The 18,912-nt window shown below is 62.9% G+C and carries 19 protein-coding genes; 12 read left to right on the top strand and 7 right to left on the bottom strand.

The features are described 5' to 3' along the window. Window positions 1–50: 50 nt before the first annotated feature. From petA to EGO55_RS08125, 5 genes are all read left to right on the top strand, one after another. Window positions 51–629: a ubiquinol-cytochrome c reductase iron-sulfur subunit gene (petA, locus tag EGO55_RS08145; protein WP_052023669.1), complete on the top strand. Its 579-nt coding sequence runs from the start codon at window positions 51–53 to the stop codon at window positions 627–629. Window positions 630–646: 17 nt separating this feature from the next. After that, entirely contained in the window at window positions 647–1,930 is a 1,284-nt protein-coding gene (locus EGO55_RS08140; RefSeq protein ID WP_021689924.1) for a cytochrome b, read from the top strand. Between the two features lie 27 nt (window positions 1,931–1,957). After that, entirely contained in the window at window positions 1,958–2,809 is an 852-nt protein-coding gene (locus EGO55_RS08135) for a cytochrome c1 (RefSeq protein WP_021689925.1), read from the top strand. Window positions 2,810–2,893: 84 nt separating this feature from the next. Then, window positions 2,894–3,430, top strand: coding sequence for an adenine phosphoribosyltransferase (locus tag EGO55_RS08130; RefSeq protein WP_021689926.1), 537 nt, complete (start codon window positions 2,894–2,896; stop codon window positions 3,428–3,430). 142 nt (window positions 3,431–3,572) lie between these two features. Then, on the top strand, window positions 3,573–4,004 hold the full coding sequence (locus EGO55_RS08125) for an EF-hand domain-containing protein (protein WP_021689927.1): 432 nt from the start codon (window positions 3,573–3,575) through the stop codon (window positions 4,002–4,004). Window positions 4,005–4,188: 184 nt separating this feature from the next. On the opposite strand, the gene EGO55_RS08120 is transcribed toward EGO55_RS08125, so the two are convergent. Both EGO55_RS08120 and panC read right to left on the bottom strand, forming a co-directional pair. Then, window positions 4,189–4,959 (bottom strand): CsgG/HfaB family protein, encoded by a 771-nt coding sequence (locus EGO55_RS08120; protein WP_021689928.1) that lies wholly within the window; start codon window positions 4,957–4,959, stop codon window positions 4,189–4,191. Between the two features lie 109 nt (window positions 4,960–5,068). Further along, window positions 5,069–5,920, bottom strand: a complete 852-nt coding sequence (panC, locus tag EGO55_RS08115; RefSeq protein WP_021689929.1) for a pantoate--beta-alanine ligase — start codon at window positions 5,918–5,920, stop codon at window positions 5,069–5,071. Window positions 5,921–6,014: 94 nt separating this feature from the next. Here panC and EGO55_RS08110 point away from each other — a divergent pair, with 94 nt between their 5' ends. Genes EGO55_RS08110 through pgmG form a run of 3 tightly spaced genes read left to right on the top strand, consistent with a single transcriptional unit; the run spans window position 6,015 to window position 8,544 of the window. Beyond that, window positions 6,015–6,836 carry a division plane positioning ATPase MipZ gene (locus tag EGO55_RS08110; protein ID WP_021689930.1) on the top strand — a complete coding sequence of 274 codons (822 nt, stop codon included), beginning with the start codon at window positions 6,015–6,017 and terminating at the stop codon, window positions 6,834–6,836. An 8-nt stretch (window positions 6,837–6,844) separates the two neighbouring features. After that, window positions 6,845–7,129 carry a J domain-containing protein gene (locus EGO55_RS08105; RefSeq protein ID WP_021689931.1) on the top strand — a complete coding sequence of 95 codons (285 nt, stop codon included), beginning with the start codon at window positions 6,845–6,847 and terminating at the stop codon, window positions 7,127–7,129. An 11-nt stretch (window positions 7,130–7,140) separates the two neighbouring features. Beyond that, window positions 7,141–8,544, top strand: a complete 1,404-nt coding sequence (gene pgmG / locus EGO55_RS08100; protein ID WP_040715313.1) for a phosphoglucomutase/phosphomannomutase PgmG — start codon at window positions 7,141–7,143, stop codon at window positions 8,542–8,544. Between the two features lie 11 nt (window positions 8,545–8,555). Here pgmG and EGO55_RS08095 read toward each other — a convergent pair whose 3' ends face one another. Then, window positions 8,556–9,836, bottom strand: a complete 1,281-nt coding sequence (locus tag EGO55_RS08095) for an MgtC/SapB family protein (protein WP_021689933.1) — start codon at window positions 9,834–9,836, stop codon at window positions 8,556–8,558. Window positions 9,837–9,974: 138 nt separating this feature from the next. Between EGO55_RS08095 and EGO55_RS08090 the strand changes: the two genes are divergently transcribed. Together EGO55_RS08090 and EGO55_RS08085 are read left to right on the top strand one after the other, a co-directional pair. After that, window positions 9,975–10,754, top strand: a complete 780-nt coding sequence (locus EGO55_RS08090; protein WP_021689934.1) for a DUF2059 domain-containing protein — start codon at window positions 9,975–9,977, stop codon at window positions 10,752–10,754. Between the two features lie 202 nt (window positions 10,755–10,956). Then, complete coding sequence (locus tag EGO55_RS08085; protein ID WP_021689935.1) at window positions 10,957–13,404, top strand: ligase-associated DNA damage response DEXH box helicase; 2,448 nt, start codon at window positions 10,957–10,959, stop codon at window positions 13,402–13,404. 164 nt (window positions 13,405–13,568) lie between these two features. On the opposite strand, the gene EGO55_RS08080 is transcribed toward EGO55_RS08085, so the two are convergent. The 4 genes from EGO55_RS08080 to EGO55_RS08065 form a co-directional block, all read right to left on the bottom strand. Further along, on the bottom strand, window positions 13,569–14,012 hold the full coding sequence (locus tag EGO55_RS08080; RefSeq protein WP_021689936.1) for an ExbD/TolR family protein: 444 nt from the start codon (window positions 14,010–14,012) through the stop codon (window positions 13,569–13,571). 35 nt (window positions 14,013–14,047) lie between these two features. Then, window positions 14,048–14,581, bottom strand: coding sequence for an ExbD/TolR family protein (locus EGO55_RS08075; protein WP_021689937.1), 534 nt, complete (start codon window positions 14,579–14,581; stop codon window positions 14,048–14,050). An 85-nt stretch (window positions 14,582–14,666) separates the two neighbouring features. Next, window positions 14,667–15,443, bottom strand: a complete 777-nt coding sequence (locus EGO55_RS08070; protein WP_021689938.1) for a MotA/TolQ/ExbB proton channel family protein — start codon at window positions 15,441–15,443, stop codon at window positions 14,667–14,669. Between the two features lie 83 nt (window positions 15,444–15,526). Continuing rightward, the gene (locus EGO55_RS08065) at window positions 15,527–16,180 is read right to left on the bottom strand and encodes an energy transducer TonB (protein ID WP_021689939.1); all 654 of its coding nucleotides are present in this window, start codon (window positions 16,178–16,180) and stop codon (window positions 15,527–15,529) included. 335 nt (window positions 16,181–16,515) lie between these two features. On the opposite strand from EGO55_RS08065, the gene EGO55_RS08060 reads away from it, so the two are divergent. Both EGO55_RS08060 and EGO55_RS08055 read left to right on the top strand, forming a co-directional pair. Next, window positions 16,516–17,391 carry a hypothetical protein gene (locus EGO55_RS08060; RefSeq protein WP_021689940.1) on the top strand — a complete coding sequence of 292 codons (876 nt, stop codon included), beginning with the start codon at window positions 16,516–16,518 and terminating at the stop codon, window positions 17,389–17,391. A gap of 161 nt (window positions 17,392–17,552) precedes the next feature. Further along, a complete protein-coding gene (locus tag EGO55_RS08055; protein ID WP_021689941.1) occupies window positions 17,553–18,863 on the top strand; it encodes a homoserine dehydrogenase in 1,311 nt (436 codons plus the stop codon). Window positions 18,864–18,912 lie beyond the last annotated feature (49 nt).

Genomic DNA, 18,912 nt, shown 5'->3' with positions numbered 1-18,912 from the left:
GGGATGTGCCCTGTTTCACGCAGGGTGTGTCCATTGGCAAGGCAGGGCTGATGGCTGAAAATACTGGCACCGCGGATATACAAACCGTCGACGCCCCGGCTGGCGAAGATGGCGTCCGTCGGCGTGATTTTATCAATATCGCTGCTGTTGCGGCGGCCGGAGTTGGCGGTGTCGCCACTTTGGTGCCGCTGATCAGCCAGATGTCGCCTTCGGCGGACGTGCTGGCCGAAAGCTCCACGGAAATCGACATCAGCGCGATCCAGCCCGGGCAGGCAATCAAGGCGGTCTTCCGCAAGCAGCCCGTGTTCGTTCGCAATCTGACCGCCAAGGAAATCGCAGAAGCCAACGCCGTTTCGGTGTCGTCGCTGCGCGATCCGCAGACTTTGGCGGAACGCACCAAGGAAGGCCATGAAAACTGGCTGATCACCATGGGCGTTTGCACCCATCTCGGCTGTGTGCCGCTCGGCGCCGGCGAAGGCGAAGTGCGTGGTGAATTCGGTGGCTACTTCTGCCCCTGTCACGGTTCGCACTACGATACCGCTGCACGCATCCGCAAAGGTCCGGCTCCAAAGAACCTGGAAGTTCCGGAATATGTATTCAACTCCGACACTGTCGTGAAGATCGGCTGAGGCGAAAGAGGACGACCATGAGCTTTCCCTGGGCAAACGAATACAAGCCGTCGCACCCCGTCATGCAGTGGGTGGATGACCGGCTTCCGCTTCCGCGCTTCGTCTACAATGCGATTGGCTCCGGCTATCCGGTGCCGCGCAATCTCAACTATTTCTGGAACTTCGGTGTTCTCGCGGGCTTCTGTCTCGTGCTGCAGATCGTCACCGGGATCATTCTGGCGATGCATTATGCGCCGAATGCACTGGTGGCGTTCGATTCCACCGAACATATCATGCGCGATGTGAACTGGGGCTGGATGCTGCGTTATGCGCACGCCAACGGCGCCAGTGCGTTCTTCGTGGTGATCTATCTCCATATCTTCCGCGGATTCTATTACGGTTCGTACAAGGCGCCGCGCGAAATGGTGTGGCTGCTGGGCGTCGTGATCTTCCTGCTGATGATGGCCACGGCCTTCATGGGCTATGTGCTTCCCTGGGGTCAGATGAGCTTCTGGGGCGCCAAGGTGATCACCGGTCTGTTCGGCGCGATCCCGCTGGTCGGCGAACCGATTCAGATCTGGTTGCTCGGCGGCTTCGCCCCCGACAATGCCGCACTGAACCGTTTCTTCTCGCTGCACTTCCTGCTGCCGTTCGTGATTGCGGCGGTTGTGATCCTGCACATCTGGGCGCTGCACATCCCGGGTTCGTCGAACCCGACGGGCGTTGAAGTGAAGAGCGAAAGCGACACGATCCCGTTCCACCCGTATTACACGGCGAAGGACGGCTTCGGGCTGGGCGTCTTCCTGATCATCTATTGCGCGATGCTGTTCTTCCTGCCGAACGCGCTGGGCCACCCGGACAACTACATCCCGGCCAACCCGATGAGCACGCCCGCACACATCGTTCCTGAATGGTACTTCTGGCCGTTCTACGCGATCCTGCGCGCCTTCACTGCCGACTTCTTCATCATTCCGGCGAAGCTGATGGGCGTGCTGGCGATGTTCGGCTCGATCCTCGTGTGGTTCTTCCTGCCGTGGCTCGACAAGTCGCCTGTCCGTTCGGGCAACTACCGCCCGCTGTTCCGGAAGTTCTTCTGGTTCGGTCTGATACCGACCATGGCTGTCCTGTTCTACTGCGGCGGCGCCGCTGCCGAAGAACCCTACGTCATGCTTAGCCAGATCGCGACGGCGTACTACTTCCTGCACTTCCTGGTTATTCTGCCGATCATCTCCTCGATCGAGAAGCCGGAACCGCTGCCCTATTCGATCACCGAAGCCGTGCTGGGTTCGGACGATGCGGCCGCGATCAAGCCTGCACACTGAGAACGGACCTGAGAGAAAGTATCTGATATGACTCGCATTATCGGTATCCTCGTCGGCCTGTTCTTCACGGTCGCAGTTCTGTGGGCCTTCGCCACGGGCGCCTATACGGTGATCAGCGAAGGGCAGCTCAAGCCGGAAACCGCCGAGCATGAGTTCCACAAACATCCCAAGCACCTCGCGCTGGCGAGCGACGGGGCCTTCGGCAAGTTCGACAAGCAGCAGCTTCAGCGTGGCTTCCAGGTCTACAAGGAAGTGTGCTCGGCCTGTCACTCGCTGCGTCTCGTCGCATTCCGCGATCTGGCTGCGCTCGGCTATAACGAAGCCGAGATCAAGGCGATCGCCGCAGGCTTCCAGGTTCCGGGTGTGGACCCCAACACGGGTGAAGCCACCACGCGTGCGGGTATGGCTACGGATTATTTCCCCAAGCCCTACCCGAACGATATCGCCGCCCGTGCTGCCAACAACAACGCGGTTCCGCCTGATCTTTCGCTGATGACCAAGGCCCGCCACGACGGTGCTGCCTATGTCTATTCGCTGCTGACGGGTTACCAGAAGCAGCCGGCCGAACTGATCAAGAAGTTCCCCGATTCCAAAACCGGGGCAGGGCTGCACTACAACCCGTACTTCGCCAACCTGAATCTGGCGATGGCGCCGCCGCTGACCGGAACCGATCAGGTAACGTATGGCGACGGTACGAAAGCCACCGTTGACCAGATGGCGAAGGACGTTTCGGCATTCCTGACCTGGACGGCTGAACCCAAGCTCGACAAGCGCAAGCAGACGGGCTGGCCGGTTCTTGGCTTCCTGCTCTTCGCCACAGTGCTGGCCTACCTTGCCAAGCAGCAGGTATGGGCCGGGAAGAAGGGCAAGAAGGCCTGATATACGGCCCGCAGCCTTTACGGTAATCATGCACGCCCCCGCATCCACCGGATGCGGGGGCGTTTGCTTTTGCAGGAGCCTTCGATGACCCCTGATGCGCTCAAGGCGCTGGTGCGCACGGTGCCGGATTTCCCCCGGCCTGGCATTCTGTTCCGCGATATCACCACGCTGATCGCCGATGGTGAAGGGCTGGCGGCGACGGTCGATTTGCTTACGCAACGCGCCGCCGCGCTGGATGTGGAGGCGATTGCCGGGATCGAGGCGCGCGGCTTCATCTTTGGCGCGGCCGTGGCCGCCCGGCTGGGCCTTGGCTTTCTCCCCGTGCGTAAACGCGGGAAGCTGCCGGTGCCCACGATCGGCATCGATTATGCGCTCGAATATGGCACCGACCGGCTTGAGATTGATCCGCATCTTGTGGGGCAGGGCAGCCGCTTCCTCCTGCTGGACGATTTGCTGGCCACCGGCGGAACGGCACGGGCGGCGGCGCTGCTTCTGCGCGAGGCGGGGGCCACAGTGGACCATGCCCAGTTCGTGATCGGTCTGCCCGATCTCGATGGTGCGACGATGCTTGCCAAAGAAGGCATCACAACCGATTGCCTGATCACTTTCGCGGGGCACTGAACCCCCGCGCGGTCCGCTGCGACAATTTGCGACCATTCCGAAATTGCGTGGCGGACCGGCCGCCATATCCTGTGCAGATGGGGGCGATTCGCCCCCGCCGGGCACCCGATTTCCGGATGCCTGCCGAACAGGATGTCATGCGATGAACAAGATGACGATTGCCGCCGCCGTTGTTGCCGTGGGGCTGTGTAGTGCCGCCCAGGCGCAGCGCGCCGATCCGTGGGGTGATGCGACAGTGGATTGCGCGGAAGAAGCGAAGAGTGCCGAGGCGCGATTTGCCGCGCTCGATACCGATAGCGATGGCAGTCTGACGGCGGCGGAACAGGAAGCCGGACGCGGTACGCGCGGCCCGGGGGGCGGTTTGCGGCGCGCCGACGCCGATGGTGACGGCAAGATCAGCAAGGACGAATATCTGGCTGCGCAATTGCGCCGTTTCGACATGCAGGATGCCAATAAGGATGGAAAGTTGACCAAGGCCGAACGCAATGCGGCCCGCGCACAATTCCGCCCGCGCGAGAATCCCGCTGACGGCGCATTCGGGGGCGGTGCCTTTGGTGGTTCCGGGGACGACTGAACAGGCATCGGGGCGGGGCCGTTGAACGCGGCCTTGCCCGATGGCGAACGGCCGCGATCGGGGTTTCCGTTAGACGCGCGGCGACCCGAGCCGCTTGGTCGTTGTAAGCTGGGGGTGGGCGGTACGAAAAAGGCGGAACCTTTCGGTCCCGCCTCCTTCGATCAATTTGGCCTGATGGCCCCGGTTACTTGCCGGCCTGCGGTGCCGCGTCCGATGCGTTGGTCGGCAGGCCGCCGAGCTGGCTGACCAGCTGCGTGTAGGAATCGAGATAGGCCAGAACGATGATCTGCCCGATCTGGGTGTTCTGGTAGCCGCCGCCGCCAGCAGCACCGAACACGCCGCCGCCGAACAGGCCGCCAGCGCCACCGCCGAAGCTCAGGTCGGACTTGCGGGCATAGCCTTCGGTCAGGGCTTCTTCCACAGTGGTGCGGGTATTCACCAGCGACAGGGTGACATTGGCTTCACCCTTCTTGATGTTGATCCCGCCAGCAATCGCGCCGATCGGCCCACCGACGAAGTTGCCGAGGAAGCCGCCAACGCCGCCACCGCCGGAATTCTTGTTGGTCGAAACGATATCGGGCTGCAGCAGGTAATCTGCGGCCTTGACCTGACCCTTGCCGAGGTTCGAACCGCGCTGCAGCTCGCCCTGATCGGCCAGTTCACGCTCCATCGCGCGGTTGGTGGTCATGGCGCGGCCGCGATTAACCAGCGTGAAGCAGCCGGAACGCTGCACGAAAATCTTGAGAATCGCTTCGGGGCTGCCGAGGCTGAATTCACGCCACCACTGATTGTCGGGTTCGACAATGGCGACTGTGCCCAGATTGCGGCCGCACCGCGGAATTTCCGCCGTGCCTTGAGCCTGCTTTTTGCGCGCCGAGGACTGGTCCTTCGCGAGCGCGGGCATTGCCGTGGCTGCAACGGCCAGAGCCATCGCCGCGCCGATCAGTTTTTTCATTTGAGAACTCCCTGTCTGCCTGGTCCGATGCGCGATATTTTCGCCACGTCACCGGAAGAAAATGGACCCCGCCGCTCCTTACTCTGCGCTCTGGCAGGCGGCAAGCAAATCAACCCACTGGCATGTTGTCGATCAGTCGGGTCGTGCCGATCCGCGCGGCCACCACCAGCCGCGCGGGTGCGGTGCCGGGCGCGGCAAGCGGCTGGAGGCTGGCGGCATCGACCAGTTCGGCATAGTCCACCGTGTGAAAGCCTGCTGCGCGCAGATCGGATTGCAAGGCGGCCAGTGCGGTGCCTGCCGCCTCGCCGCCGACCAGCGCGGCAATCGCCCTGTGCATCGCAGCGGGCAAAGCGGCGGCGGCCTGGCGATCTTCGGGCGAAAGGTACTGGTTGCGGCTTGATTTCGCCAGACCATCGGCCTCGCGCACGGTGGGGACGCCGATAATCGCATCGACATGCGGGAAAGTCAGATCGAGATCGCGGGCCATGCGGCGAATGACGGCGAGCTGTTGCCAGTCCTTCTCCCCGAACAGGGCCAGATCGGGGCGCACCTGATTGAACAGTTTTCCGACCACCGTGGCCACCCCATCGAAATGGCCCGGGCGCGATGCGCCGCACAGCCCTTCGCTCACCCCGCTGACCGAAACATTGGTGGCAAATCCTTCCGGATACATCTCCGCCACATCAGGTGCCCAGAGCAATGCGGTGCCTTCGGCCTCCAGCAGGCGGGTGTCTTGCGCCATTTGCCGGGGATAAGCATCGAGATCTTCGTTCGGCCCGAACTGCCGGGGGTTCACGAAGATCGAAACCACTACGTGAGCCGCACGTTTCTGCGCCTCACGCACCAATGTCAGGTGCCCTTCGTGCAGTGCCCCCATCGTCGGAACGAGGGCAACGGGACCGCTTTGGCGCAAAATCTCCACAGCTTCGCGCAGGGTTCCAAGGGTGTTGACGGTTTGCATGGGGGCAGGCCTCCGATATGGGCATATATGAGTAGTATGCGTCACGTGTGCCGTGGCGCTGAACCGTTCGCAACGCAACAGGAACCCTGCCGCCGTGAGCACGTCCGCCCCTTATCGTATCGTTTTCGCCAATGAGAAAGGCGGCACAGGCAAATCGACCACTGCGGTCCATATTGCCGTGGCGCTTGCCTATCAGGGGGCGAAAGTCGCCGCGATCGATCTCGATCCGCGCCAGCGCACGTTCCATCGCTACTTCGAAAATCGCGAGGAAACGGAAAAACGCCGGGAAATCGAACTGCCGGGTGCGCGTTTCGCGGTCTACGAGGGCGACAATACCGACGATCTCGATCGCATGGCGGAAGAAATCGGGCAGGGTTGCGATTTCCTCGTGTTCGACACGCCCGGGCGCGACGATCAGTTTGCCCGGCATGTGGCGACCACGGCCGATACGCTGGTCACGCCGATGAACGACAGTTTCGTCGATTTCGACCTGATCGGGCAGGTCGATGCCGAAACCTTCAAGGTCAAGCGGTTGAGCTTCTATGCGGAACTGATCTGGGAAACGCGCAAGAAGCGCGCCATGGCCACGCTACGGGATCAACGGCGCGAAATGGACTGGGTGGTGGTGCGCAACCGCACCGGCCACGTCGAGGCGCGCAACATGGTCCGCATCGAACAGGCGCTGGGCGAACTGTCCAAACGGGTCGGTTTCCGTACTCTGCATGGCCTGTCCGAACGCGTGATCTATCGCGAACTGTTCCCTTCGGGGTTGACCCTGCTCGACAAGGGCCATCTGGGTGAACTTGGCACCAGCCACCTTGTGGCGCGGCAGGAATTGCGTTCGCTGGTCGGCGCGCTCAACCTGCCCATGCCGGAAAGATTGGCCCAGCCTGCGAAACGCAGCGCGGTCGGCTGAGACCGGATATGGCGAAGCTGCTTGCGATCCTGCTCGTCGTCAGCCTCGCCTCGCGTTTTCTGCTGGGGCACTGGCCGTGGCAGATGATCGGGATCGGTACGGGCGAAGGTGCGGCGGAACGACGTGCGCGGGCCTTGCTCGGGGTCGGGAAATACGCCACGCGCATGGATATTATCGATGCACACCGCCGTTTGATTACGCGGGTGCATCCGGACAAGGGCGGCACGTCCGAACAGGTGCACGATGCGAATGCCGCGCGTGACCTGCTGCTTGCCCGGATCAAGACACCCTGATGGGAGCGGCCATGAAGCACGAGTTCCACCCCACGATCCTGCGGGAATACGATATTCGCGGGATTATCGGCGAAACCCTGGGGCCCGATGATGCCCGGGCGATCGGCCGCAGCTTCGCCACGCTGTTGCGCCGGGCTGGCGGGCGCAAGGTGGCGGTCGGCTATGACGGCCGGGTCAGTTCGCCCTTGCTCGAACATGCGCTTGTCGAAGGGCTGACGGCCAGCGGATGCGATGTTGTGCGCATCGGCATGGGGCCGACCCCGATGCTCTATTACGCCGAAGCATCCGCAGCCGATGTTGACGGCGGCATCCAGATTACCGGCAGCCATAATCCCGCCAATTACAACGGCTTCAAGATGGTTTTCCAGGGCCGCCCGTTTTTCGGTCAGGATATCGTCGAACTCGGCCGCCTTTCGGCCGCAGGGGACTGGCAGGACGGCACGGGCACGGTGGAAACGCGCGCGGTGCAGGATGCCTATATCGACCGGATGCTCGATGGCCTGCAGGGTATCGCGCAGGACCAGCTTGCCGCGCTGCGTATCGGCTGGGACGCGGGCAATGGGGCGGCTGGCCCGGCGCTGGAAGCGTTGGCGGCCCGTTTGCCCGGCGAACATCATCTGCTGTTTACCGAAGTGGATGGCAATTTCCCCAATCACCACCCCGACCCCACGGTTGAGGCCAATCTGGCCGATCTCAAGGCGCTGGTGGCGGAAAAGAACCTCGATTTCGGCATTGCGTTCGATGGCGATGGCGATCGTATCGGCGCGGTCGATGGCGAAGGGCGGGTGATCTGGGGCGATCAGCTGCTGTCGATCTTCGCTGAAGATCTGTTGCGGATCGTGCCCGGCGCCACAGTGATTGCCGACGTCAAGGCCAGCCGCGCGCTGTTCGATCATATCGCGGCCTGCGGCGGCACGCCGGTGATGTGGAAGACCGGGCATAGCCTGATCAAATCGAAGATGAAGGAAACCGGTGCGCCGCTGGCCGGGGAGATGAGCGGGCATATCTTCTTTGCGCATCAGTACTACGGTTTTGACGATGCGTTGTATGCCGGGATCCGGCTGATCGCGGCATCGGCCCGGCTGGGCAAGTCGGTCACCGAACTGCGTGGGGCCATGCCGGCGATGATCAATACCCCCGAACTACGGTTTCAGGTGGATGAAACGCGCAAGTTCGCCGTGGTGGAGGAAGTCAGGGCGCGGTTGGCGAACAGCCCCGCGCAAGTCGATGCCACCGATGGGGTGCGGGTGACGACGCGGGATGGCTGGTGGTTGCTGCGCGCGTCCAATACGCAGGACGTGCTGGTTGCCCGGGCGGAAAGCGAGAGTGCCGAAGGGCTGGAACGCCTGATCGCGCAGATCGACGAACAGCTGCACCTCTCAGGGCTGGAACGGGGCCCCTCGGTCGGGCACTGATCGCGGGCCGCTCAGCCGGGCCAGTCCCACCCGCTCAGCAGCGCCGTGGCGATGACCGTCACCGCCACAGCGGCCAATGGCAGGGCGGCACGGCGCCCTTTGGGCCAGCCCGCAATGCTGAGGGCAACCCCACCCTTGAACAGGGTGTTCAGCGTGACCGGCACCGCCAGCACCAAGGCCGCAGCCTGCGCGGCGAGTGTACCCTGCGGCAGGCTGCCCATGGTGATGATCGCGGAATCGACGTCCACCGTGCCCGAGATCGCCAGCACTGTGGCCAGACCCTGATCGCCGAACCGCGCCAGAACCCAGTGCGCGGCCACAGTCAGCACCATCACCAGCACAGTCAGCAGCAGTGCCGGGCCGATATCGAAAGGGTTTCTTAGGGCGAGATCGTCCGCGCCGCCTGCTTGCCTGCCCCAGTTCGCGCGGCGCAGGAACCACAGGGCGAATAGCACGCTGAGCACGGCGGCCGGGGCGGTCAGCATGGCGAAAGGGGCAAGCGCAAAGGGGGCCAGCACGCCCACCAGCAGGTTCACCCGCAGGAACATGACCAGCGATGCCATGGCGATGGCCGCGGAAAGAAACGTCGGATCGCCTGAACCCTCGCGCATGCGCCCGGCCATATCGGCGGTGACGGCAGTGGAGGAGACCATCGATCCGGCCGCAGCCGTCGCCAGCAGACCACGGGTCGTGCCCAGCGCCTTGGTCGCGAAGTAACCGGCGAAGGAAAACCCGGAAACCATCACCACCACCATCCACAGCTGGCGGGGGTTCCAGGCATTGTAGGGGCCATAGCCCTTGTCCGGCAGCAGCGGCAGGATCACCAGCGCAATCACCGCAAACCGGGCGATGGATAGCACTTCCTTCTCGCTCAGACGGCTGACCCAACCATGCAACGGGTTGCGCAGCGCCAGCAACAGCACCATCGCCACGGCGGCGCCGATGCCCAGCATATGTTCGCCGCTGCCCGCCAGAAACCCGCAGGCGAGCGTCAGCAGGCCGACCAGTGTGCCGGTGCCGCTGACTTTCCGGTCGATTGTGCGGGCGTAACCGATCAGCATCAGCAGCGCGGCGGCGGCCAGCAGCACGGTCGCCGGGCCTTGTGCGGATTGGTACAGCATGCCCGCAATGGCCCCGGCCAGCCCCATCAGCGCGTATGTGCGAATGCCTGCAAAGCGTGTGCCTGCGGCGTTGTCGCGCAAGGCCCAGCCGCGCTGGATTCCGACCAGAAGCCCCAGTGCGAAACCGATCGCTATGCCCACTGCGTGATCGAGATTGAGGTTTGCGAACATGCCACTTCATTTTGCGGTATATGCGCTGCACCTGCCGATACGCGCCCGTTACGGCAAGCCTTGAATGCACGGCGTGGCTGATCCATTGAAGAAAAACGACAATCCTGGAACGAGCCGGGGCGATTCTGGAGACCAACCATGCGCGCACTCTCAACCCTCCTTGCTGGCGGGGCGCTGGCCTTGATGCCTCTGGCGGCTTCGGCGAATGATTCCGGCCCATCGGCAACCGGGATCGCGCCGGTAGCGGTTGCACAGGTCACCGATCCGGCACGTCTGGCGGCTGCACAACGCACGGTCGATGCGATCTTTCCGCAAGGCACGTACGAGAAGCTGATGAAGGCTTCGCTCGATGCCGTTCTCGGGCAGGTGATCGATACCATGGGTATCGTATCGCCATACGAGATCGCCGGGCTTGTCGATATGCCGGTGGAAGATGTGCAGAAGATCGACAAGGCAAAAATGGCAGAGGTTCTGGCGATTTATGACCCGGCCTATCGCCAGCGCGCAGAAGGTGGCATGCGGGCGATGATGGATCAGGTGGGGGCCCTGATGACGCGGATCGAACCCGATGTCCGCCAAGCCTTGCAGCGGGCCTATGCCGGGCGTTTCAATGCGCAGCAACTGGATGAGATGAACGCCTTTTTCGCGACTCCCACGGGAAAGCTTTACGCCGAACAGTCGATGATGATCTTTCTCGATCCGGAAATCATGCAGACCATGCAGAAAATGATGCCGGTCATGCTGGAGCAGATGCCTGCCATGGTCGAGGCGGCGAAATCGGCCACGGCCGATCTGCCGCCCGCACGGACCACCTGCGATCTCAGCAAGGATGAACTGGTCCGGGTTCTCAAGCTTGTGGGCAAGAAGGATTTCCCGGCAAACTATTGCGATCCGACCCCGGTTGATATCTCGGGCTGATCCACGCTGGCAGGGAACCCGCCCACCTGCTGTCCGGCTTTCCTACCACGCCATTTTGTGGTCCATTCGTTCTCATGCGGATGGTGCTCCCCCCTTGTCCCGGCACGCCCCGGCGGCGTTTTTTCCACGCCGGATCGGGGATGGGAAGTCGGTGCCCAGGACTGTGTCAACTGTGTCAACCTGACCCGGTGATCCGGCAGGGATGAACTCTGCGCTGCCCCTTGAGATTGCGGGCTGGTTCGCCGGGCGCGGCTGGCATGTGCGCGATCATCAACAGCGCATGTACGATGCCGCGCGGGCGGGCCACCATGCCCTGCTGGCGGCGGATACCGGATCGGGCAAGACATTGGCGGGGTTCCTGCCCACGCTGGCGGATTTCTGCCCTTCGCTGCTTGGGGGTAAGGCGCCGCCCGAAGGGCTGCATACGCTCTATGTTTCGCCGCTGAAGGCGTTGGCGCACGATGTGCGGCGCAATCTGCTCGCCCCGATCGAGGAGATCGGCTTGCCGATCCGGGTCGAGACGCGCAGCGGCGATACCCCTGCCGACCGGAAGAAGCGCCAGCGCAGCCGCCCGCCGCACGTGCTGCTGACCACACCGGAAAGCCTGTCGCTCTTGCTCAGCTATCCGGAAAGCCGGGAACTGTTCGCCACGCTGCGCCGCGTTGTGGTGGATGAAGTGCATGCTTTCGCCACTGGCAAGCGGGGTGATCTTCTGGCGCTGGCGCTGGCCCGGATTCACGGCATAGCCCCTGCGGCGCAGCGGGTGGCGCTTTCGGCCACGCTGTCCGATCCGGAAGGCTTCCGCGCATGGTTGGCTCCCACTGACGACACCCGTTCTGTCCTGCTGGTAGAGGGGGAAAAGGGGGTGGAACCGGATCTCGCCATTCTTGTCCCGCAGGAAGAGCGCGTGCCGTGGGGCGGCCATGCAGGGCGCTGGGCGATTCCACGGATCATGGACGAAATCCGCCGGAACCGGACCACGCTGATCTTCACCAACACCCGGTTTCTGGCAGAATATGTGTTCCAGATGCTGTGGGCGGTGAACGACGGCAATCTTCCTATTGGCATCCACCATGGATCGCTGGCGACAGAGGCGCGACGCAAGGTCGAAGGGGCCATGGCGCGGGGTGAACTGCGGGGGCTGGTGTGTACCTCCAGCCTCGATCTCGGGGTCGACTGGGGCGATATCGACTGCGTGATCCAGATGGGCGCGCCCAAGGGATCGTCGCGCCTGTTGCAGCGGATCGGCCGTTCCAATCACCGGCTGGACCAGCCCAGCAGGGCCTTGCTGGTGCCGGGCAACCGGTTCGAGTTTCTCGAAGCGATGGCCGCATGCGATGCCGTGCACGCAGGGCAGCGCGATGGCGAGGCATTCCGGCCCGGCACGCTCGATGTGCTGGCGCAGCATATCATGGCCTGCGCCTGTTCCGGCCCGTTTCAGGAGGCTGCGCTGCTGGCCGAAGTGCGCACCGCCACCGCCTATCGCTGGATCGATGCGCAAATCTGGCAGCGCGTGCTGCATTTTGTGGCCACGGGTGGCTACGCGCTGGAAGCCTATGACCGTTTTCGCAGGATCGTGCGCGATCGCGCAGGGGTGTGGCGGCTGACCCATCCCGAACATGCCGTGCGGCATCGCCTGAACGCGGGGATCATCGTCGATTCGGAAATGCTGCAGGTCCGTTTTGGTAATGGCCGCGCGCTGGGCAAGGTGGAAGAACGCTTTGCCGCCACGCTGTCACCAGGCGATACGTTCTACTTTGCCGGGTTGAGCCTTGAGGTGGAGCGGATCAAGGACATGGATGTGATTGTCCGGGCCGCGAAAACTTCCGCGATGATCCCGTCCTATGGCGGGCAGCGCATGCCCCTGACAACGCATCTGGCCGCGCGGGTGCAGGCCATGTTGTCCGACCGCGCCGGGTGGGGCCGGTTCCCCGATGATGTGCGGGAATGGCTGGAAATGCAGGACTGGCGCAGCGCCATGCCCGGGCCGGGCAAGCTGCTGGTGGAAAGCTTCCCGCACAACGGGTTGCACTACACGGTCTACTATACCTTCGAAGGATGGAACGCGAACCAGTCGCTCGGGATGCTGATCACGCGGCGGATGGAAGATCGCGGGCTGATGCCGGGTGGTTTCGTTGCCAATGATTACAGTCTGGCCGTCTGGGGCCTGAAGCCGGTCGACAATCCGCTGCAGCTCCTGTCACCGGACATTCTTACCGATGAATTTGTCGCCTGGGTGCAGGATTCGTATCTTTTGCGCCGTGCTTTTCGCGAAGTGGCTGTGATTGGCGGACTGGTGGAACGGCAGCATCCGGGCCAGCGCAAGAGCGGGCGACAGGTCACGTTCTCGACGGACCTGATCTACGATGTGCTGCGCAAACATGAACCTGGGCATGTGCTGATTGAAGCCGCCTGGGCCGATGCCCGCAGCCGCTTGACCGATGTGGCCCGTCTGGCCGGGGTGCTCGAACGGGCGGGCCGCGAACTGGTCCATGTCATGTTGGATCGGGTCAGCCCGCTGGCCGTCCCTGTCATGGTTATGATCGGGCGCGAGGCCGTGCCGCAAGGTGCGGTGGATGACGATCTCCTGCTGGAGGCCGAAGGGCTGGCCGCAGCTGCGATGCGCGCCGATCCGCCGCTTGAGGATTGATATGGGCGCGGCGCAAGGTCTGTTGGGGCCTGTCGCGGGACGATGTCGGAAAAAGCGAGGCAGGACAGGGGAGCCGGACAACGGAGGCGGCCCCTACAACGAAAAAGGGGCGGATCGCTCCGCCCCTTAAGTCGTTTCATCTTGCCGTGTGGACTGTGGCCTGATCAGGCCCCAGGTTCCTTGGCAAAGGATGCGTAACGTTCGTTGCCGACAAAGCCGAACTTGGTCACACCCGAACCCTTGATGATGTTCAGAACGCGTGCCGACAAGTCGTAGCTTGCATTGGCTTCGGGTTCGAACTGCAGTTCAGGTTCGGTCGGCAGCTTCATGCTTTCCTGAAGAAGCGTGACAAGCTGGCCGTTGTTGATCGGATTGCCATTCCACAGAACCTGGTTGTCCGTGGTGAGAACGACCTTGTTCTTCACGGGTTCAACGATGGTCTGCGGGGGTGTCGGTTGCGGCGAGGGCAGATCAATATTCACTGCGTGCGTTGCAACCGGGATGGTGATGATGAACATGATGAGGAGAACGAGCATGACGTCGATCAACGGCGTCGTGTTCATTTCCATCATCGGCGAACCATCGTCCTTGCCGCCTGACATTGCCATAGGGTTTTACTCCTGAATAGTCCCGGACCCGGTCGTCAACCGTTGGGGTCGACCGGGTTGGAGATAAAGCCGACGGTCGGGTAGCCCGCCGCCTGCACGTTGTAGATCGCACCGGCAACGCAGCGCCACGGAGCATTCACGTCGCCACGGATGTGCACCTGCGGGATGGTTTCGGGATTGGCCATAATGGCTTCGATCCCGCCTTCACGCTGCACAATCGCATCGAGACGCTTGAATGCCTGGTCATAGAGTTCTTCCGAACTGACCGGCGTGGTGTTGTTGAAGTAGACGCGGCATTGGCCGCCGCGGTCTGCACCTGTGTAGCCCGGATCACCGGCACTGCGCCCTGCATTATCGGTTGTTGAAACCGTCAGCAGCAGGTTTTCAACCTTGTCTTCAGATTCCTGGGAGACAAGGATGGGGATACGCAGTTTCTCGATGGTCTGGATTGCTACCGGGACGGCGATGAGAAAGATGATCAGAAGAACCAGCATCACGTCCACGAGTGGCGTGGTGTTGATTTCCGACATCGGGGTTTCATCGCCGCCGCTGCCCATCGCAATGGCCATGGTCGTAATCCTATCCTAAAACTTAAATCTTCGGCGGGGAGAGGCCCGCATGCCGGTCTCTCCCCGATCCGATCGTATGCTGACCTCAGGCCTTCGGAGCGGCAGCAGCAGCCGGCTTCGCAGCCGCTGCGGCAGGCTTCGCAGCCGGAGCAGCAGCCAGAGCAGGCTTCACAGCGCCACCCGACGACAGGTTGGCAAGCACTGCAGTCGCGAAGCCGTTGACTTCACCCGAGATGCGCTTGTTGCGCGCCTGCAGCCAGTTGTAGGCAAGCACGGCGGGAACGGCCACGAGCAGACCCAGCGCGGTCATGATCAGAGCTTCACCGACCGGGCCGGCAACCTTGTCGATCGATGCCGAACCGGCAAGACCGATGTTGATCAGGGCGCGGTAAATACCGACCACCGTACCGAACAGACCGATGAACGGTGCGGTTGCACCCACGGTAGCGAGGAACGGCAGGCCGCCAGCGAGGCGGGCGTTGATGGCGTTTTCCGAACGTGCGAGCGAACCGTGCATCCAGTCGTGCGCTTCGAGCGTGTCGGTCATCTTGGCGTGCTGTTCTTCGGCGTCCAGAGCGTCGTCGACAATCTGACGATAGGCAGTGTTCTTGCCCAGCTTGGCAGCACCGTCGCGCAGCGAGTTGGCGCGCCAGAACGACTGGCGAACTTCACGGCCCTGCTTCAGGATCTTCTGCTGTTCGAACAGCTTGGTGAACAGGATGTAGAAGGAACCGAAAGACATGATGCCAAGGATGATGACGGTTGCGTAGGCAACGACACCGCCCTGTTCCAGAGCTTCCTTGAAGCCGAACTTGTTCTGCGGAGCCGCTTCGGCTGCAGCAGCGAGAATTTCGATAAGCATGCGGGTTGTCCTCTCAAGAAGATATAAATCGGGGTTAGATCAACGGCCCTGTCGGCAAATCCGTACAGCAGCCAGTGTTCAAATCACTTAGGAATCTGCCAGCGAACGGCGTTGCTGTAGCTGCCGCTCGTAGGCTGACCTTCGCCGTCAGTGGCCGGTTTGAAACGGGCACGGCGGGTAACGAGCTTACAGGTCGCATCGTCGAGGTCGGAATGACCACTCGATCCGGTAACCTGACAGCTTGAAACCTTGCCTTCGGCGTCAACGGTGACGGAGAACCTGGTGGTGCCGGCGCGGTCTTCACGCATGGCCTTGGTCGGGTAATCGTCGGGGGTTGCCCAACTGCCCGGAGCATTGCGCGGCTGCGGCGGCTTCGGCGTATGCGTCGGAGCGGGCGGCGGCGGCGGCGGTGGTGCAGCCGTCGGGACCACAAGCGGCGGCGGCGGCGGAGCCGTCGGTGCCGTCTGGATCGCGGGCGGTGCCGGCGAGATGTTGATCGGCGGCGGCGGCGCTACGATAGGTGGCGGCGGCGCATCCTTGGGTGGTGGAGGCGGAGGAAGCTCTTCTTTGGGCTTCTCCTCCTCGATATCGATTGTCGTCACGCGCTGCGCGACCTTCTTGACTGCTTCGAAGGCAAGACCTGTAACCAGGCCGTAACCAAGAAGGACGTGGAGCAGGGCAACCACAACCAGCGCAATAACGCGATTACTGCTCGTCGATTGGTCAGCGTAAGCCATTCAGTTGCATCACTCCATTCAGCTCCCCCGGGGGTAACCCCGGGCCACGCCAGCGACGGGGGGTGGCCTCACCGTCTGGCGCAAAAATCCAGTTTTTTACCCTGCCAGTTAGGCCGGATGGCCTCCCGTTGCCCTGATCTTTTTCCCTCAAGGCGGCATGGGGTGAACTTTGTATTCTACCCCACTTTTTCCGGGCTCTTTAACTGCGAAGTCGGGCCTGCGCAAACGCTTTATCGGTTAATCGCCGATTCAAGTGCTTGCCGTTGAATTGCGGGTGGCTGACAATGGACGGTGTTATCCGGGGCGTCAATTTCGCAAAAGGAGTAGGTCACATCATGAGAATCGCGAAAGGCACGAACCGGCGGACACTGGTGTTCTTCGCCGGTTTAACGCTTGCTGCCGGCCTTGCGCCATCGGCTTTGGCCCAGCCCGCAAATGCATCCGTTCCGGCGCTGACTTATGCCGATCTGGCCGATCTGGCCGATCCCGCGCAGCTTGTCCTGCAGGTCAAGGTAAGCCGCCAGGCCGTTGTCGAGCCCGCCCGTGCGCCGGGGCTTGCGCCAGGTTCTGTGCGGCTGTTCGTGGTGGCGAAACCGGAAGGCGCGCTGGCAGGGCAGGCGCCTGTCACCAAGACGGTGCAGTATCTCGTCGATGTTCCGGTTGGCGCTGGCGGGAAGGTCCCCAGGATACAGGGGCAGCGGTTCCTGATTTTTGCCCGCGCGGTGCGTGGTACCCGCCCCGAAGATGTACAACTTGTTGCGCCGGATGCGCAGATTCCTGCCGATCCTGCCACCGTTGCGCGTCTTACGCCGCTGCTCGGCGAACTGGCGGATGCGGGCGGGCCACCGCGGATAACGGGGGTGCGCGATGTGCTGTCGGTGAGCGGTAATCTGGTGGGGGAATCGGAAACCCAACTCTTTCTGGAAAGCGGCAGCGGGCCCGTGCTGGTCTCTGTCGTGCGCAGGCCGGAAGCCGCCCCGGTGTGGAGCGTGTCATGGTCGGAACTGGTCGATCAGGCGGGTCGTCCGCCAGCGGCTGACACGCTGGCGTGGTACCGTCTCGCCTGTGGCCTGCCCGAGCGCTTGCCGCCGGGTGCCAATCTCGCGAGCAACGCGGCCGACCGCAGCCGCGCAACGCGCGATTATGCGCTGATCAAGCAGGAGCTTGGTGCCTGTCCGCGCGCACGCAAGGGGAACGCGCCGCCCGCATAATCGATCCCGGGAATCGGCTCAGCCGACACCCGGCTTGCGGAAACCCGCCAATCGGCCTCTGGCCTTTGGCCTCCGCATATCCTAGGGCGCACCTTCTTTGCGTCGCGTCCCCCGTAATGGGGGCGGACGGCGCATGATCTTTTGCCACGAAGGGGGCTTGAATGGCCGAACCGTTGCGAATCGCCCTGGCCGGGCTCGGTACCGTAGGTGCCGGTGTGATTCGTCTGCTCGATGCGAACCGCGAACTGATTACCCGCCGTGCCGGGCGGGAGATCGCGATTGTCGCTGTCAGTGCGCGCGACCGGACGAAGGATCGCGGCGTCGATCTGTCCCGTTTCGCATGGGAAGACGACATGACCGCCATGGCCGCGCGCGGCGATGTCGATGTCGTGGTGGAACTGGTCGGCGGCTCAGATGGCCCGGCGCTGACTCTGGCGCGCAACGCGATTCGCGATGGCAAGGCACTGGTTACCGCCAACAAGGCGATGATCGCGCATCATGGCCTGTCGCTGGCGAAGGAAGCCGAAACGGCGGGCGTGGCGTTGAAATTCGAAGCGGCTGTCGCTGGCGGCATCCCGGTGATCAAGGGGCTGCGCGAAGGCGCGGCCGCCAATGCCATCGAACGCATTTACGGTATTCTCAACGGCACCTGCAATTACATCCTCTCCACCATGGAGGATACCGGGCGGGATTTCGGTGATGTGCTGGGCGATGCCCAACGGCTCGGTTATGCCGAATCCGATCCCACGTTCGACATCGAAGGGATCGACGCGGCGCACAAGCTGTCGATTCTGGCGTCGATTGCGTTCGGTGCGGAACTCGATTTCGCCAATGTCGATACCACCGGCATTTCCGCATTGCGGGCGGCCGATATCGCCCAGGCGGAATCGCTGGGTTATGTCATCCGCCTGATCGGCCTTGCTGAAACCGATCAGGGGGGAGGCGGCCAGACGCGGCTGTTCCAACGCGTGCAGCCCTGCCTCGTGCCTTATGGCCATCCGCTGGCGCATGTTGACGGGCCGACCAACGCGGTTGTTACCGAAGGCAATTTCTCAGGCCGTTTGCTGTTCCAGGGCGCCGGTGCCGGCGATGGCCCGACCGCCAGCGCCGTCGTGGCGGATCTTATCGATATCGCCCGCGGCGAAATCGGTGCGGCGTTCTCCGTTCCGGTGGACGAGCTGGAAAAGCTTGAACCTGCCACGTCGGGCCACCGTATGGGGCGCCGTTACATCCGTTTCGCGGTGAACGACCGGCCCGGTGTTCTGGCCGAAATCACCGCCGCGATGCGCGATGCCGGGGTCTCCATCGAAAGCCTGCTCCAGAAAGGGCGGCAGACCGAAGAAGGAGAGGTTCTGGTCGCCATCGTCACGCATGAAGGCCCGGAAAGCGCCGTGGTGAAGGCGCTGGATCTGCTCGACGGATCGCCCAGCCTGACGGCACCGCCGCTCGTCATGCAATTGCTTGGTGGCTGATCCGCCGGGCGGCAGGCTGCCATGCATCCGCATGGCAGCGATTGCCGTT

The sequence above is a fragment of the Caenibius tardaugens NBRC 16725 genome, assembly GCF_003860345.1.
Taxonomy (GTDB): domain Bacteria; phylum Pseudomonadota; class Alphaproteobacteria; order Sphingomonadales; family Sphingomonadaceae; genus Caenibius; species Caenibius tardaugens.
Note: the sequence above shows the minus strand (reverse complement) of the source record. Positions and strands in the feature narration are given on the sequence as shown.

Excerpts from the sequence above, each read along its gene's own strand:
- petA (WP_052023669.1), top strand. The coding sequence starts at position 51 with ATGGCTGAAAATACTGGCACCGCGGATATACAAACCGTCGACGCCCCG.
- EGO55_RS08140 (WP_021689924.1), top strand. The coding sequence starts at position 647 with ATGAGCTTTCCCTGGGCAAACGAATACAAGCCGTCGCACCCCGTCATG.
- EGO55_RS08135 (WP_021689925.1), top strand. The coding sequence starts at position 1,958 with ATGACTCGCATTATCGGTATCCTCGTCGGCCTGTTCTTCACGGTCGCA.
- EGO55_RS08130 (WP_021689926.1), top strand. The coding sequence starts at position 2,894 with ATGACCCCTGATGCGCTCAAGGCGCTGGTGCGCACGGTGCCGGATTTC.
- EGO55_RS08125 (WP_021689927.1), top strand. The coding sequence starts at position 3,573 with ATGAACAAGATGACGATTGCCGCCGCCGTTGTTGCCGTGGGGCTGTGT.
- EGO55_RS08120 (WP_021689928.1), bottom strand. The coding sequence starts at position 4,959 with ATGAAAAAACTGATCGGCGCGGCGATGGCTCTGGCCGTTGCAGCCACG.
- panC (WP_021689929.1), bottom strand. The coding sequence starts at position 5,920 with ATGCAAACCGTCAACACCCTTGGAACCCTGCGCGAAGCTGTGGAGATT.
- EGO55_RS08105 (WP_021689931.1), top strand. The coding sequence starts at position 6,845 with ATGGCGAAGCTGCTTGCGATCCTGCTCGTCGTCAGCCTCGCCTCGCGT.
- pgmG (WP_040715313.1), top strand. The coding sequence starts at position 7,141 with ATGAAGCACGAGTTCCACCCCACGATCCTGCGGGAATACGATATTCGC.
- EGO55_RS08095 (WP_021689933.1), bottom strand. The coding sequence starts at position 9,836 with ATGTTCGCAAACCTCAATCTCGATCACGCAGTGGGCATAGCGATCGGT.
- EGO55_RS08090 (WP_021689934.1), top strand. The coding sequence starts at position 9,975 with ATGCGCGCACTCTCAACCCTCCTTGCTGGCGGGGCGCTGGCCTTGATG.
- EGO55_RS08085 (WP_021689935.1), top strand. The coding sequence starts at position 10,957 with ATGAACTCTGCGCTGCCCCTTGAGATTGCGGGCTGGTTCGCCGGGCGC.
- EGO55_RS08080 (WP_021689936.1), bottom strand. The coding sequence starts at position 14,012 with ATGGCAATGTCAGGCGGCAAGGACGATGGTTCGCCGATGATGGAAATG.
- EGO55_RS08075 (WP_021689937.1), bottom strand. The coding sequence starts at position 14,581 with ATGGCCATTGCGATGGGCAGCGGCGGCGATGAAACCCCGATGTCGGAA.
- EGO55_RS08070 (WP_021689938.1), bottom strand. The coding sequence starts at position 15,443 with ATGCTTATCGAAATTCTCGCTGCTGCAGCCGAAGCGGCTCCGCAGAAC.
- EGO55_RS08065 (WP_021689939.1), bottom strand. The coding sequence starts at position 16,180 with ATGGCTTACGCTGACCAATCGACGAGCAGTAATCGCGTTATTGCGCTG.
- EGO55_RS08060 (WP_021689940.1), top strand. The coding sequence starts at position 16,516 with ATGAGAATCGCGAAAGGCACGAACCGGCGGACACTGGTGTTCTTCGCC.
- EGO55_RS08055 (WP_021689941.1), top strand. The coding sequence starts at position 17,553 with ATGGCCGAACCGTTGCGAATCGCCCTGGCCGGGCTCGGTACCGTAGGT.